General features: G+C 69.1%; 7 protein-coding genes. 2 read left to right on the top strand and 5 right to left on the bottom strand.

The features are described from left to right. The first annotated feature begins 15 nt into the window (after nt 1-15). Both orn and HMPREF9006_RS10210 read left to right on the top strand, forming a co-directional pair. The gene (orn, locus tag HMPREF9006_RS02390; RefSeq protein ID WP_009211942.1) at nt 16-657 is read left to right on the top strand and encodes an oligoribonuclease; all 642 of its coding nucleotides are present in this window, start codon (nt 16-18) and stop codon (nt 655-657) included. Between the two features lie 192 nt (nt 658-849). Beyond that, the gene (locus tag HMPREF9006_RS10210) at nt 850-1638 is read left to right on the top strand and encodes a single-stranded DNA-binding protein (RefSeq protein ID WP_009211941.1); all 789 of its coding nucleotides are present in this window, start codon (nt 850-852) and stop codon (nt 1636-1638) included. Here HMPREF9006_RS10210 and HMPREF9006_RS02380 read toward each other — a convergent pair. From HMPREF9006_RS02380 to HMPREF9006_RS02360, 5 genes are read right to left on the bottom strand one after another with little or no spacing between them, the layout of a single operon-like run. After that, entirely contained in the window at nt 1578-2072 is a 495-nt protein-coding gene (locus HMPREF9006_RS02380) for a holo-ACP synthase (RefSeq protein WP_050786718.1), read from the bottom strand. The genes HMPREF9006_RS10210 and HMPREF9006_RS02380 overlap by 61 nt on opposite strands. 2 nt (nt 2073-2074) lie before the next feature. After that, on the bottom strand, nt 2075-11302 hold the full coding sequence (locus HMPREF9006_RS02375) for a type I polyketide synthase (protein WP_034230881.1): 9228 nt from the start codon (nt 11300-11302) through the stop codon (nt 2075-2077). A gap of 44 nt (nt 11303-11346) precedes the next feature. Beyond that, the gene (locus tag HMPREF9006_RS02370) at nt 11347-12903 is read right to left on the bottom strand and encodes an acyl-CoA carboxylase subunit beta (protein ID WP_009211938.1); all 1557 of its coding nucleotides are present in this window, start codon (nt 12901-12903) and stop codon (nt 11347-11349) included. Beyond that, on the bottom strand, nt 12903-14690 hold the full coding sequence (locus HMPREF9006_RS02365) for an acetyl/propionyl/methylcrotonyl-CoA carboxylase subunit alpha (protein WP_009211937.1): 1788 nt from the start codon (nt 14688-14690) through the stop codon (nt 12903-12905). Before HMPREF9006_RS02365 ends, HMPREF9006_RS02370 begins: the two co-directional genes overlap by 1 nt. Then, nucleotides 14677-15561 (bottom strand): biotin--[acetyl-CoA-carboxylase] ligase, encoded by an 885-nt coding sequence (locus HMPREF9006_RS02360; protein ID WP_009211936.1) that lies wholly within the window; start codon nt 15559-15561, stop codon nt 14677-14679. Before HMPREF9006_RS02360 ends, HMPREF9006_RS02365 begins: the two co-directional genes overlap by 14 nt. Nucleotides 15562-15640: the final 79 nt, after the last annotated feature.

Raw genomic sequence — 15640 nt, 5'->3', positions numbered from 1 at the left:
GAGGAGAGCACTACCATGGAGGACGTGAAAACACTGAAAGACCCCCTGATCTGGATCGACTGCGAGATGACCGGCCTGGACGTCGCGAATGACGCCCTCATCGAAGTGGCCGTCGTCGTCACCGACGGTGACTTGTCGATCGTCGACCCCGGCATGGACGTCCTCATTACGCCACCCGCCTGCGCCCTCGAGAACATGAACGACTTCGTGCGCAACATGCACACCAGCTCCGGGCTGCTGACCGAGCTCGCCAGGAGCGGGGTGTCCATGGAGGAAGCGACCGAACAGGTCCTGTCCTACATCAAGCGTTTCGTGCCCCAGCCGGGCAAGGCGCTGCTGGCCGGTAACTCGGTGGGCACGGACAAGATGTTCCTCGAGGCCAACATGCCCTCCGTCATCGAGCACCTGCACTACCGCCTCGTCGACGTATCCTCCATCAAGGAGCTGGCAAAGCGCTGGTATCGCTCGGCCTTTGCCGAGGCGCCCGTCAAGCACGGGGGACACCGCGCGCTGGCCGACATCCTGGAGTCCATTCAGGAGTTGGAGTACTACCGCCGTGTCCTCTTCCCGGCGCAGCCCGTGCCAACCGACAGGGCGCGAGCGGTCGCCCGAGAGGTCGTCTCGCTGGGAATCGCCCCCGCCGACCACGCCCAGTAGGCTCCGCTGAGCTGCACGGTGACGGTGCTGCCCGCGAGGCGGCGCCGCCTCGCACCCGCCCGCTGCTGCGTGCACAGGTGTCCGTTGCGGTGCCCACCTGTCCACAGGGGAGAAGGGACGCCTTGAAGGCGGGCTGGGCGCGGTGTTTCCTGGGGTAACCGGCACGGGCCGGTCACCCCAGGAAAGGATGCAATGATGCAAGACACGGCGACAACTCTGAGGGGACGCATCGGATCAGATCCGATCATGAAGCACGTCAAGGACACGTGCGTGACGACCTTTCGGATGGCGATCACTCGCTGGCGCTTTGCCAGCGAGGCGCGCCCCGGGGCAGCCTCCTACGTGGAGGACGGAGCCCACTGGTACACCATCGAAACCTGGGACACGCTTGCGCAGAACGTGTTTCGCAGCTGCCGCAAGGGCGATCCCGTCATCGTGGTCGCGCGGCCAGTTCCCAACGGCTGGGTTGACGCGGCGGGCGAGGTGCGTTCGTCGATTGTCTTTCGAGCCTGCGCGCTCGGACACGACCTGGCCAGGGGATACGCGCGCTTCACGAAGAATCAGGTGATCAGCCTCGCCGAACCGTCGGCGGGTACGGCCGATGACCCCTTCTCGACCAGGCCGGGGCAGCCGGGAGAGATTCCCACCGACGCGCAGGAGAATACGCACGGAGCGGACGGGAAAGACACCTCGGAAGCCGATCAGGTGGAGGAGGGCGCTGGGGAAAGCGCGGATGGGGCGGATGCCCCCTCAAGACGCGCCGATGGCCGAGCGGGGGAAAGCGCGGGGGCAGCGCAACCAGGTGAGAGGGATATGAGGGCGCCCGGGGCTCCCGCGAAGGAGAGCGACCTGCTCCCTGCTGAGGATGCGCCCGCTGAGCTCGTGGCTGCAATCGCGGGTACGCCCGGAGCGCGTTTCGACTACGGCGTGACCCGGTCGTCCCGGGGAACCGAAGTGCTGGCGTCGGCGATCACGACGTGAGCGATCGCGCAGGGGCCGTCGTGACTGATCGAGACCAACACCCTCCACGAGGAAGCCGCCCCGAGGCTCGTCTCGCACGCTCGTGCGACGGCGCCGTGCAGCGTGATGGCGGGGCGATCCCATTCGTCGTGAACGACCTCGATCTCGCGCCAGTCCACCTCGTCGATGCCGAGGAGGGGAGGGGACCCAAACAGGGCGCACGACCACGCCTTGATGAAGGCTTCCTTCGCGGCCCACAGGCCCCCCGCGTGACGGGCCACCGCCTCGTCATAGCGGGCGGAACCGTCTCGCGCGCCGGACGTCGCGGCCGCGCGGGAGCGGACCCGGCGAGCCTCCCTGGGCGTCAGGACGCCGGTCAGGAAGGTTGAACCCGGCGCCCCCACCTGAGCGGCAAACTCAGGGAGGGACACCAGGTCGACGCCGAGTCCGCGCACGATCACCGGCCCTCGGGCAGGTGGTACAAGCCATCCTCGCCGAGGCGGGCCGACGGATCCAGCAGGATCGCAGCCTCGACCTCGTGCGCGTCACCTGCGACTCCTGCCGCCGGGTCGTCCGGCAGGCGGCGGCCCTCCACCGAGGTGAACAACGGGGCGTGGCCCAGCATGCCCATCTCGATGTGACGCTGACCGTTGCGCAGTCGGCGATCGGAAGCCGCGCGCCACGCGTCGAGGCGCTCGCGTCCGGTCTCGCGCTCCACGATGGCCTCGAAGGCCGCCGGGTTGACCAGTGCGAGGAAGCCGGACACGTGGCCGAAGCCAAGCGACGTGGCGAAGGCCGCGCGCACCGGTCCACGAGCGGACAGGTCGAGCGGGGAACGCAGCCACACGAGCGGGCTGTACTTCTCCATTGCGTCGTCAACGCAGTCCAACGCGACGTTCGCGGGGATCAGACCCGTACGGAACACGTCGATGATGCCGCCCACCTGGAACACGCAGGCACCGCCCTTCGCGTGACCCGTCAGGGTCTTCTGCGAGATGACGAGCAACGGGTTACCCGGGGTGCGTCCCAGCGCCATGCCGACGCGGGTGTGCAGGTCCGACTCGTTGGGGTCGTTGGCATTCGTGGACGTATCGTGCTTGGACACGACAGCCACGTCGTCGATACCCACGCCCAGCTGCCCCAGGCTGCGGGCGATGACCGAGTCCTGCCCGCCACGCGCCACCGCGAGAGCGCCCAGGCCGGGCGCCGGAATCGAGGTGTGTGCGCCGTCGCTGAAGGTCTGCGCGTGAGCCACGACGGCCAGGACCGGCAGGTTCATCTCCAGAGCCACGGACGCGCGGGTCAGCAGCACGGTACCGCCACCCTGCGCCTCGACGAAGCCGCCGCGGCGACGGTCGTTGGCGCGCGAAACGAAGCGCGAGGAGATGCCGCGAGCCAGAAGCTCATCGGATTTTGCGGTCGCATTCATCGCGCCGAAGCCCACGATCGACTCCACCTGGATGTCGTCAATCGCGCCCGCCACGACGAAGTCGGCCTTACCGGCCTTGATCTTGTCCAGACCCTCCTCGATGGAGACCGCGGCGGTCGCGCAGGCACCCACCGGGTTGATCATCGAGCCGTAGCCGCCCACGTAGGACTGCATGGTATGCGCGGCCACGACGTTGGGCAGGGTCTCCTGCAGGATGTCCTGCGGGTAGTCCTCGCCCAGGAAACGGTCGACGAAGAGCTTGTGCATCGAGCGCATGCCACCGAAGCCGGTGCCCTGCGTGGATGCCACGGTCGCCGGGTGGACGACACGCAGCAGCTCGGCGGGGCTGAAGCCGGCCGACACGAACGCGTCCACGGCGGACACCAGGTTCCACACGGCAATCGGGTCGATCGAATCGAGCATCGAGGCCGGGATGCCCCAACGCGCCGGATCGAAGTCCGTCGGGAACAGGCCGCCGATACGGCGGTTGAGGGTCGCGCGACGCGGCACGCGCACCTGGGCGCCGGACTTGCGGGTCACCTGCCACTCGCCGAAGGCCGTCTGCTCGACCACCGTGAACTGCGGGTCTGCCTCGGCGTAGGAGCGTGCCTCCTCCTCGTCCTCGACCGTGAACGTGATGTCGCGGTCCAGGAAGACCATCGCGGACTCGGGCGTGTAGCCGTCGTGCAGCGGGCCGTCGTCGTGGAAGAAGCGCACGCCGGAGCGGGCCACGACCTCGTCGCGGTAGCGTTCAAAGATCTCCGACTCAGGAACCAGCTGATCGTCCTTGTCGTACCAGCCGCCCACGGGGGTATCCGACCAGGTGAGCAGGCCCGTCATCCACGCCAGCTCGAGCACGCCCGCAGGGGTGAGCTCAACGCTACCGTCGGTGTGAATGCCCAGCTCGGCCTGGACCCGGGTACGAGCCGAGCCCCACGGGCCGACCTCGCCGTGGCCGACGATGACGACCGTGTCGGCCAGCGACGCGGTGGTCTGGCCCCACTGGGTGGGCTCGATATGCGGCACGGCGACCTGCGAGGGCGAGGGCAGCGCGGAGACGGTCGCAACAGGCTCGGCGGCAGGTGCCTCGGACACGTGGGCCTCGGCCTGGGCGCGCAGGGCGCGCAGGTCGATGGAGGAGTCCAGACCGCCGGTCAGGTCGGCGTCCACGGGAGCGGATGCGGCCTCGGCGCGGACCTGAGCACTCGACAGGTTCAGGAGCTGCTCGGCCATCTCCTCGGTCGACCAGGTGCGAACCCCCGCAGCCTCGACCGCGGCGACCATCGGGTCGTTGCCGCCCATCAGGCCCGTGCCGCGCACCCAACCGATGCGCGGGTGAGCGATCGACACACGCGACCCCCAGATCGGCTCGGCCGCCCACCGGGTCGCGATCGCGTCAAAGGAAGCCTTCGCCTCGGCGTACGCGCCGTCGCCGCCGAAAATCCCGCGGTTGGGGGAACCGGGCAGGACGACGTGCAGACGGTGATCGGCGTGGGTGTCGGAACCGATCGCGCACAGGCCGGCGATGGAACGCTCAACGCTCCACAGCAGCAGGCGCATCTGGTTCTCGGAGACAGGGCCTGCGTCGGCCAGCGTGCCGGAGACGCGCGGAGCAGCGAACGGGTAGAAGAGCGTCGGGACCAGGGCCTCCTTGGTCACCTTGACGTCGGCGCCCACGGACTTGGTCTGCTCGGTGCCGATCCACTCCACGAGCGCGTCCACGTCGCGGTAGGAGGCCAGGTTCGCGGGAACCAGCCACAGCTTCGCACCGCCCGCGGCGTGCGTGCGGTAGAGCTCCTTGGCGAAAGCCAAGCGCGAAGCGGAAATTGACGAAGAAGTCGCGATGACGGTCGCGCCACCGGCGAGGAGGCCGCCGACGACCGCGCCACCGATGGAGGCGGGCGTCATGCCGGTGACCACGGCGACGTCGTTCGCGTAGGGCAGGTCCTCTGCGGAGGATAGCGCGTCGGACGCGATCTGCTCGAGGCGAGCGGCGCGATTGCCGTCGCCCTCGGAACGCAGGCGGTTCGCCCAATACGAGGCCTGCTCGGCAACCGCTCGTCCCGTCCCGACGAAGGACGCGCCCTCGGCGAGCGTGCCTTCGGCGACGTAGCGGGCGACGTCCTCGCGGGCGGAGGCCCAGCGGTCGTCCAGGAGGACGGCGCGTGCGGCGTCGAAGCGAGGCTCGACCAGGTCGACCCAGCCCGAACCCAGCTCGGCGGCGACGGCGTCGATGACGCGAGCGTCGTCGGAGGAATCCTCGCCGGTGGGGGCGGGGGCGTTAAGACCCAGCTCGGAAAGGATCGTGCGAGCAGTCTTGGCCAGGACGCCGTTCTCACCCGTCACGGACGCGGCGTAGGCATCCAGCGCGGCGGAGTCAACGACGCCGCCACCGGACGCACCACCGGCGCTGGGCAGGGACACAGCAATACCTTCACGGGCCGCGACGGCGGCCACGGCAGCGTCGATGAGGGCATCGACACCGGCGGCGTTCGTCGGGGCATCGAGCGGTAGCGTCGCCAGGTCGCCGTCGCGCGTCGAGGCGCCCTCGCGGGTACCCAGAACGATCTCGACGGTGACGTGATGCGCCCAGCCGGAGCCGAGCTGCCAGGTCCCCGTCACTCGTTCGGCGATGTGACCGGCCTTGACGCCCGCCGCGCCGAAGAGCTTGCGGGTGCGCTCCTTGACGGCCTCGGACAGGACCGGGCCGAAGGGCTTGTAGCCCTTGGCAGCCTTGTCCACCGTGGCCGATAGGGTCGCGACGTCGGCCTCGCCGGCGCCGTCGATCGAGTTTAGGCCCAGCTCGGAGGACATGTCCATGAGCAGCTGATTGCGGCGCGAGGACACGCCGTTGGTCAGCGACTCGGTCGTGTCGGTGGCGCCGACCTCGTCAATGCGAATCTTCGCGGACAGGGCCAGCAGAGCGACGATGGCGGAGGACGCCGTGAAGGGCAGATCCGCAACGTCGGCACCCGAGGGGCCTCCGGTCGGAGCAGCGGGGGCGGGGGCCGGAGCGGCCTCGGCGGCAGGAGCTGCCGGGGCGGGCGCGGGAGCGGCCTCGGCGGCGGGGGCAGCCGGGGTGATCTCCTCGTCCTCGTCCTCCTCGATCACGGCGACGTCAGTCGCGTAGACGCGGGGCTCATCGCGCTGGACGTTGAACACGTCGACGCGAGAGAGCGCGAACTCGGGGGCGAGCAGGGTACGGGCGGCCAGGTTGGCCAGGGTCGGGGCACCGCCCAGGCCAATCTCGATGACCTGATCGACGCCAAGGCCGGGAACGCCGGGGGCAGCCTCTTCGGTCGAGAGCAGCACGCGCTGGGTCTCGATCCAACGCACCGGGGATGCGAACTGCCAGCACAGCAGCTCGATGAGCAGCGTGCGGGTCAGGACACCCGGGTTGGCCAGGGCCGCATCCCACGCCCCGGGGGTCTCCAACAGCTCGCGCACCGTGTCGGAGGGAACCACGTCGAGGATCGACTGGGCGAACTCGCGGGTGAGCTCGAAGGGACGCGCCACCAGGTTGGGGATGTAGCGGCCCACGAGCTTCGAAGGATCGATCTCGGCGGGAATACGCTCGTCGAGCTTCGTGCGGAAGTCCGCCACGCCGCTGCGCAGGACAGTGGAGTGGAAGGGCACGTCGATGCCGGGAACGTACATGAAGGGACGCTTGCCACCGTGCTCGGCGGCACGCTTGGTGGCGTCCTCCTCGAGGGCCTTCAGGCCCGCGACCGTACCGGCGACCGCGTACTGCTGGTCGGCCAGGTTGAAGTTCACGATCTGGAGGAACTCACCGGACGCCGAAGCGATCGAGGCGACGTACTCCACGACGTGAGCGTCGTCGACGCCGAACTGGTTCGGGCGCAGGGCGCCCATGCGGTAGTTCGAACGGCCGTTCTCATCGCGGGGCACGAGCGAGTGCATCGTGGAACCGCGCTGGAAGACCAGGTCGAGGACGGTTTCGAGCGGGAAGACCTCGGCGTATGCGGCCAGCGCATCGTATTCGCCCAGCGAGTGACCGGCGAAGGCAGCACCCGGAACCAGGACGCCCTCTTCGCGCATGCGGGCCGTCTGGCCGATCGCCAGCGTCGCCAGTGCCACCTGCGTGAACTGGGTGAGGTTCAGGACGCCCTCGGGGTGACGGTAGGTGACGCCGCGCGCCACGATCTCGGTCGGGTTGTCGCGCACGATCGCCAGGATGGAGAAGCCCATCGCCGAGCGGGTGTGCGCGTCGGCGCGGCGCCACACCTCGTCGACGGCCTTGGACTTGGTGCGCTCGTCCAGGCCCATGCCGGCGCTCTGAATGCCCTGGCCCGGGTAGACGTAGGCGACCTTCGGGGCGAAGGTGTAGGCCGACGCGCGAGAGACGACCTGCTTGTTGATACGGCAGGTGACCTCGAGGGACAGGCCGCCGCCGACGACGCGGCCCACGCGCTCGACGGTGATCTCAACCTCGTCGTTCAGGTCGACGGTGCCGTACATGTAGTACGTCCAGCCGGCGATCTGAGCGCCGCCCTGACCGGCGACGATGGCCTCGGCCGCGTGCTGAGCGGTGGCCGATAGCCACATGCCGTGCACGAGAGGCACGTCCATGCCGGCGACCTTGGCGGCCGCGTAGGAGGTGTGGATCGGGTTGTAGTCGCCCGAGACGATCGCAAAGGGCGTCATGTCGTCGGGAGCCTTGACGCTCACGCGGCGCAGGACCGAGCGGGGCGTGTCGACGACCTCGATGTTCGCGCCGCCGAAGGGCGCGGCCTCGGAGGGCGCGCGGTTGCCGGTGGCGCGGCCGCGGATCGCGAAGCGCTCCTGCGTGGAACCCACGTGCTCGCCGTTCGAGGTGAGCTCGAGGGCCACCGTGACGATGCGTCCGGAGGAGGACTCGTCGACCGCGGCCACGTGGCTGGTCACATCGATCGTGTGGAAGCCGCGCTCGAGCATCTGCTCGGGCGTGTACTCCAAGGTGATCGAGTGATCGAGGTGGACGGCGTTGAGCAGGCCCTCGATGACCGGGTAGTCATTGTGGATGGCCGAACCCAGGGCCGCGTAGATGGCGGGCCAGGCGGGGCCGAGCAGGGCGTCGGGAGCCCAGGCGGCCAGCTCGTAGTCGGCGGGCAGGGTAGCGCCCGTGGCCTGCGCGTGGTCGAAGCCGAGCGTCGGGGCGAGCGTGAAGGAGTAGTGGGCCTCGCCGAAGACGGACTTCGAGGAAGGCACCATGACCGGCAGTGCGTCGACGGTGTCGTCGGCGACGGACACGGAGGTCACGCCGGCGGTGGCGGCCAGCATCGCGTACATGTGCTGGGGCAGCTTGGCCTCGTCGATGACCGGGACCGCGCCGTCTTCGCCGGACAGAACCAGTGGGAAGACCAGCTCGCGCACCGCGTGCTTCTCGGCGCCGCGCGGGTCGTTATCCCAGGCGGTGTCCAGGTGGATGACCATGTCCACGCCGGTGTCGGTCGGGTTCAGGGACACGCGCTCGGGATCGAGGATGGAGGCGGGGTTGGTCATCAGGTGGCCGGTCCACGAGATGAAAGGAACCTTGCGCAGCCATTCCTCGCGGGTGGCGGCGGGCTTGCCGTTGCCCAGGCGTGCGGCCACCGGTGCGGCAATCGCGCCGGTCTGCTCCAGGCGAGCGGCGGCGGCGGCCTCGAAGCGGCCAAGCAGGGAGGCGACGGGCTCGTCGACTCGGTCGATGCCTGCGACGGAAACCGGGCCGGGAATGATGCGCACCTGATCGGCCGTGTAGCGCTCGTCCTGGGCCTGCCACAGGCAGTCCTGGCCCCACCAGCGGATCAAGTCGTCGTCCAGGATCGGCACGAACGGCATCGGCTTGGGGTAGGAGCGGCACAGGGCCGGGAACCACGCGGCATCGATCGGCGTGACGTGGGTGGTCGCCGCGTTCGGGTAGGCGGCCATCAGGCGGTCGGCCGCAGCGTGAGCGTCGGCGACGTCCTCGACCGTCGGGAACAGGGTTTCGACCTCGCCGTGGTCCACGGGCGCCAGGCGCGCCTCGACGCGCTGGAGCAGGTCGTGGTAGCGGATCTGCCAGGTGGGATCAACCCACGGGTAGGACAGGTCGGCAAAGCGGCGCACCCAGGCCTCGTAGGTCATCTCTTCGAGGTCGCCGAAGTAGGGCTTGGCCGTGTGGGACAGGATCTCAACGATCTCATCCTTGCGGGCGCGCACCTGAGCGCCGTCCGAGCCGATCTCGGCGATGATGCGTGCGGCAGCAGCAGCAGCGTTGGACACCTCGTGCATGTCGGCGCGCAGGTGGGACAGGCCCGACGTCATTCCGCCGCGGCTGACTCCCTCGCCAACCCAGCCGTCTGAGTCGTCGTCCGCCGGAACACCAGGCGTGGCGACCAGCAGCTCCTTGACGGCCCTGGTGGTGTGCGCCTCCTTTGTCGTCATCGCGGCCGTGCCCACGAGGACGCCGTCAACGGGCATGGGTGGGCGGCCGTAGCGGGCCGACCAGTCGCCGGTCAGGAAGTCGGCGGCGCGCTCGGGCGTGCCGATGCCGCCGCCCACGGTCAGGACGATATTGGACTGAGCGCGCAGCTGAGCGTAGGTGGCCAGCAGCAGGTCGGACAGGTCCTCCCAGGAGTGGTGGCCGCCCGAGTGGCCGTCCTCGACCTGCACGATGATCTTAGTCGGCGCCGCCTCGCGAGCGATGGCGATGACCTTGCGGATCTGGTCGACCGTGCCCGGCTTGAAGGCCACGTAGGGGAAGCCGTCGGCGCGCAGCTGCTTGATGAGGGCGAGGGCCTCGTCCTGCTCGGGAATACCCGCCGAGATGACGACGCCGTCGATGGGGGCGCCGGACGCGCGCGACCGCGACACGATACGGGCCTGGCCGAACTGCAGGTTCCACAGGTAGCGGTCCAGGAACATGGAGTTGAACTCGGCCGTGTGGCCGGGGCGGAGCTGGGCGCGCAGGCCCGCCAGGTTCTCGTTGTAGACCTCCTCGGTGACCTGGCCTCCGCCGGCCATCTCCGCCCAGAAGCCCGCGTTTGCGGCCGCGGCAACGATCTCGGGGTCAACGGTCGTCGGAGTCATGCCGGCCAGCAGGATCGGGGAACGGCCGGTGAGACGAGAGAAGGCCGTATCGACGACGGTCTTGCCGTCGGGCAGCGTCACGAGGCCGGGACGCAGACTCGACCAGTCGCTTCCGGCCTCGGGCTCCCACCCGGGGGTTGCGGCCTTGTCGCGATCCGCCGCGGTGCCTGCCGCAACGATACCGACGCCCGTGCCCTCCACGAGGGCCCGCGTCATGCGCACGGTCGTCGCGCCGGGACCCATGTCGACGATCCACGCGGCGCCCGAGGCGGTGGCCGACCGGATCTGCTCCGGCCAGTCGACGGGCGTGGTCAGGACGGCTGCGGCGAGCGAATGCGCGAGTGAGGCGTCAATGCCGCACTGCAGTGCCCACTCATCCACCAGCTCCAAGGCGTCTGCGAGCATCGGGGAGTGGAAGGGCGCGTACACCGGCAGGTATTCGCACACGGGAGACAAGGGACGTCCCCCGCGCTCGTGTGCGTCGTGGGCCGCCTTATCCTTCACGGCCGCGCGCTCAATGGCGGCGACGAGCGAGGCCAGGTCAGCGGGCGCGCCGGAGACGACGTGCGTGTCGGTGTCGTTGCGCAGCGCGATCGACAGCGGGTGGGAGGCGGAGGGCAGAGACTCAAGGATGCGCGCCAGGAGGGAATCCGACACGCCGCGCACGGACACCATGTAGGTGGCGTCCCCGGCGTGCGGGGCGCGCGCGCGACGCGTCACTCGCGCCGCAGCGGCGCCGATCAGGCGAGCCAGCGCGAACACGGAGGCGGCCCGGGCCTCGTCGCCCTCAATCCAGGCCCGTGCGATCTCCACGCCGAGCACTCCCTGCGAATGTCCCTCGAAGGCGCGCGGCTGGTTGGCCACGATGTTGAGGCCGGCGCGCGTCAGATCGATGAGAGCGCCGAGCTGCGCCGCGACTATCCCGGGGACGGACAGGGCGGCCTCGTCTGGACCTGCGGCCTCCCGGGTCACTGCCGCCTGCCCGTCCTCGGCGGGAAACTCGAACGGCAGGGAGGCCACCGACTGTGTTGCCAGCGAGCGGCGCACGGGAGAGAGCACCGCATCGGAGGCCTTGACGACGCCGCCGACGATCGCGGCGATCTCGGGGTCGTGGGCGATCTCGTCGAGGGCGGAACGCCACGGCGTGGCCTGGCCGGCGAACGTCAGCGCGTAGGGGATCTCATTGAGGGAGGAGACAAAAGACATGGTCGTACTTTCCTTCGGGGACATTACTTCTCAAACGGCGACGGTCACAGGGGGCCGTTGTCGTGACGCTTCACGTGGGGTGCACGCTGGTCCTTGGACGCCAGCAAATGCAGGGAGTTGATAATGGTCTGTCGGGTGTCGGCGGGGCGAATGATCCCGTCGAGCTGGCCCGAGGCCACGGATACTTCGGGGTTGACCGTTTCCTCCTCGTAACGAGCGACCAGGGCGGCCTTGGTCTCGTCGAAGGTTCCCTCCTCCCGGGCGGCCGCCAGCTCGCGGCGGTACATGATCGACGCGGCACCCTCCGCGCCCATGACGGCGATCTGCGCGTCGGGCCATGCGAAGGCCAGGTCGGCACCGATGGACTTCGATCCCATGACGATGTACGCGCCGCCGTAGGCCTTGCGCAGGATCACGGTCACCATGGGAACGGTGGCGTTGGCGTAGGCGACGATCACCTTGGCTCCGCGGCGAATGATGCCCGCTTGCTCCTGCTCGGTTCCCGGGCGGTACCCGGGAACATCGACGAAGGTCACGATGGGCAGGCCGAATGCGTCACAGAAGCGCACGAAACGAGCCGCCTTCTCCGACGCATCCACGTCCAGGGTTCCCGCGTCACTCATCGGCTGGTTGGCGACGACGCCAACGGAGAAGCCGTCGACGCACGCGAAACCGATCGTCACGTTGGGCGCGAACAGGTCCTGAATTTCGACGTACTCGCCGTGATCGACCAGGGCGCGCACGACGTCGCGCACGTCGTAGGGCTGGCGGGCGGAGGTGGGCACCAGGTCCGCAACCGCGCGTGCGGCGGCCTCGTCTTCGGGGTTCGCCAGGTACTCATAGCGCGGGGGAGCGGCTTCGCACGAGGAGGGCAGATAGTCCAGCAGCGAGCGGACGTAGTCGATGGCTTCCTCCTCGGTGTCTGCCATATGGTGGGCGACACCGGACTGGAAGTTGTGGATGGCAGCGCCCCCGAGCTCGTCGAGGGTGACCTTCTCACCCGTCGTCGCCGCGACCACGTCGGGCCCGGTCACGAACATGTGCGAGTTCTCGCGCGTCATCACGATGAAGTCGGTCAGGGCCGGCTGGTACACGGCTCCGCCCGCGCACGGACCCAGGATGATCGAGATCTGGGGGACGAGGCCGGAGGCCTCACACGTCTTCTTGAAGATGCGCCCGTACTGGGCCAGTGCGACGACGCCCTCCTGGATGCGTGCGCCGCCCGAATCCTGGATGCCGACGATTGGAATGCGCATGCGGATCCCCAGGTCGATGAGGTCGACGATCTTATCTCCCTCGACCTTGCCCAGGGTGCCGCCCAACACCGAAAAGTCCTGCGCGTAGGCGGCCACCATTCGTCCCTGCACGCGCCCGTAACCGGCGGCAACGGCCGAGCCGACGCGCCCGGCCCGCACGGAGCCGCCGATGAACTGGCCGACCTCGTGCCACTGCCCGTCGTCAAAAAAGAGTGAGAGGCGCTCACGGGCAGTGAGCTTGTGCTTGGCGTGCTGGCGCTGAGCAGCCTTTTCTTCGGCGGCGCTGGCCAGTGCGTCCTGCGCCTGGATGAACCCGTCGCGGGTCAGTGTGCTGGCTGTGCTCATTATGCCTCCTCGGTGCTGATGTGGGCGATGCGCGTTCCGGCGCTCACCGTGTCGCCCTGGCTCACGGCCAACGACTCGACGGTTCCCGCGCGGGGAGCGAGCAGCGGCTTTTCCATCTTCATGGCTTCGAGGACGGCGACCAGCTGTCCCTCCTCGACGCGTTGTCCTTCGCTCACGGCCAGGGCGACGACGATGGCCTGCATGGGAGCGACGATGTCGCCGGGGGCACCCTGGTGCGGGCCGGAGTGCGGGGAGACCGAACCGGCGCGGCGGGGGGTGGAGCGCAGCGGCTGCGGCGGGCGCGGGGCGGGGTTGGCCGGCGCGTTGAACATGCCCGCCGGGAGGGTCAGGCTCACGCGGCGCCCGTCCAGCTCGATGATGTAGGTCTGGCGGGGCAGGTCGGCGGTCTGCGAGGCCTCGGCGGGGATCGCGAGGTCGGAGTAGTCGTGGCGGGGCATGAAGCTGGTTTCGAACCAGCGGGTTGAGACGTTGAAACCGCCGACACCGCAAAAGTCGGGGTCGCTGATGATGTCCTGGTAGACGGGGACCGGGGTGGCGACGCCCTGGACAGAAAACTCTCCGAGCGCGCGGCGCGAGCGGGCGAGAGCCTGCTCGCGGTCGGCTCCCGTGACGATGATCTTGGCGATCATCGAGTCGAAGGCAGTTTGGACGGTGTCGCCCTCATCGATGCCCAGCTCGAGGCGGATGCCCGGGCCGAGCGGCCAGTGCACCTCGTCGAGGCGCCCGGCGGTGGGGGTGAGGTCCTGGGAGGGATCCTCGGAGGTGATGCGGAACTCGAAGGAGTGTCCGCGCGGGGCCGGCGGCGTCGTGAGAGCCAGGCCCTGAGCGATGCGGATCTGTTCGCGCACCAGGTCGACTCCGGTGACCTCCTCGGACACGGGGTGCTCGACCTGCAGGCGGGGATTGACCTCGAGGAACCAGATGCTCCCGTCGGGTTCGAGGAGAAACTCCACGGTCCCCACGCCCACGTAGCCCACCTGCTCAAAGAGCGCGCGGGACGCGCCCACGAGATGCTCGTGGGCGCCGTCGGGTAGGAAGGGCGCGGGGGCCTCCTCGACGAGCTTCTGGTTGCGGCGCTGAACGGAGCAGTCGCGCGTCGAGATGACGTGGAAGTTGCCGAGCGCGTCGCGGGCGCATTGGGTTTCGACGTGGCGTGCGACCTCGACGAAGCGCTCGACGAAGTGGGCGCCAAGGTCGGCGCTGTCACCGTGGCGGGCGAAGAACAGGTCGAGGTCGGAGGTGGAACGAACGACGGTGATGCCGCGTCCGCCGCCCCCGTCGGCCCGCTTGAGGACCACGGGATAGCCTGCCTCCTCGATGAAGGCCTCGACCTCCGTGCGGGAGGTGACGGGCTGGGAGACACCGGGCACGGGGGAAACACCGCAGGCCTCGGCGACCAGGCGAGCCTTGATCTTGTCACCGAGGGCGTCAATGACGGCGGAAGAGGGGCCGAGCCACGCGATGCCGGCGTCTTCGACGGCCCGCGCGAACTCGGAGTTTTCGGAGAGGAAACCGTAGCCGGGATGGATGGCGTCGGCACCGGTTTCAATCGCGATGGCGAGAATCTTCTCGCCGTTAAGGTACGTCGAGGCGGCATCGTCCCCTCCGAGGGCGAGAGCCTCGTCCGCTTCGCGGGTGTGGGGCGCCGCCATGTCCTGATCGGCGTAGACGGCGATGGTGGAGATGCCCATGTCGGTGGCGGTGCGGCAGACGCGCAGGGCGATCTCCCCTCGGTTCGCGACGAGGATTCGGTTAATTGTTCGCACGCTTCTCCTTGGTTGTGTGAGTGGTTCTCAAAGGTGTTCCGGTTGTCAGCACGTCCCCGGCGTTGATGTCGTGGATGCGGCCGTCGTCGGTGCGCAGTTGCAGGGCGCCCGTGTCGGCCAACCCGATGGCCGTGCCTTCGATCGCCGCGCGTCCGGTCGGGTCGGTCGGCTCCGCCAGGGCGATGCGCTTGCCGATGAGCGGCATGGCAGCGAGCACCTCGTCCGCGAGGCCGCTGGCCGAAACGCTGCCGTGCGTGACGAGGCTTCGCACGCGCGCCTCGAGTCTGACAAGGATCGTGGACAGGAGGGCGTGCGCGGCGGCGCCGGAGTCTTCCCCGGCGGGGATGTCGCCTTCGGCACGCAGGGATGTTGCGTGCGCGGTGGGCAGATCGGCACCCTCTTGGGCGATGTTCACCCCGTATCCGAGGAGCGCGGTCGTCGTAAAGGGGGACGAGGCCGGGGCCAGCTGGGCGAGGATGCCGCAGACTTTGCGTTCGCCGTCCACGAGGATGTCGTTGGGCCACTTGAGGGTGACGTCGTGGTGAAGAGGGGTCAGGCGCAGGCTCAGCGCGTCGCGCACGCTGAGTGCGCAGGCGTAGACGAGCCACCCCAGGGTGGCGGTCGGCAGCGAGGTGGGAACGGAGACGATCGTTGTGGCAAGGAGCGCTTGGCCGGCGGGGGCAATCCAGGAGCGCCCGAGTCGGCCGCGCCCAGCGCTCTGGTGGTCGGCGATGATCGTCGTCAGGTGCGGCGTGGGGGTGGCGGTATCGGCGAGGAGTGATGCGGCCAGGTCGAGGGTGGAGGAGGTGGAGGGAACGTGGTACACGGGCGCGTGAATCCCCTCGATGGTGATGCGGGTGGGCGCGCTCATGTCGGCTCCTTCCTTCCTTCGTGGCACGGGAGATGGCGGGGCGAGGCCCCGCAGTACTTCAAAGTTTGTCTTAAAACTC

Source organism: Actinomyces sp. oral taxon 180 str. F0310 (assembly GCF_000185285.1).
Lineage (GTDB): Bacteria > Actinomycetota > Actinomycetes > Actinomycetales > Actinomycetaceae > Pauljensenia.
The sequence above is the reverse complement of the archived record's forward strand: the minus strand, read 5'-3'. Positions and strand labels throughout refer to the sequence as shown.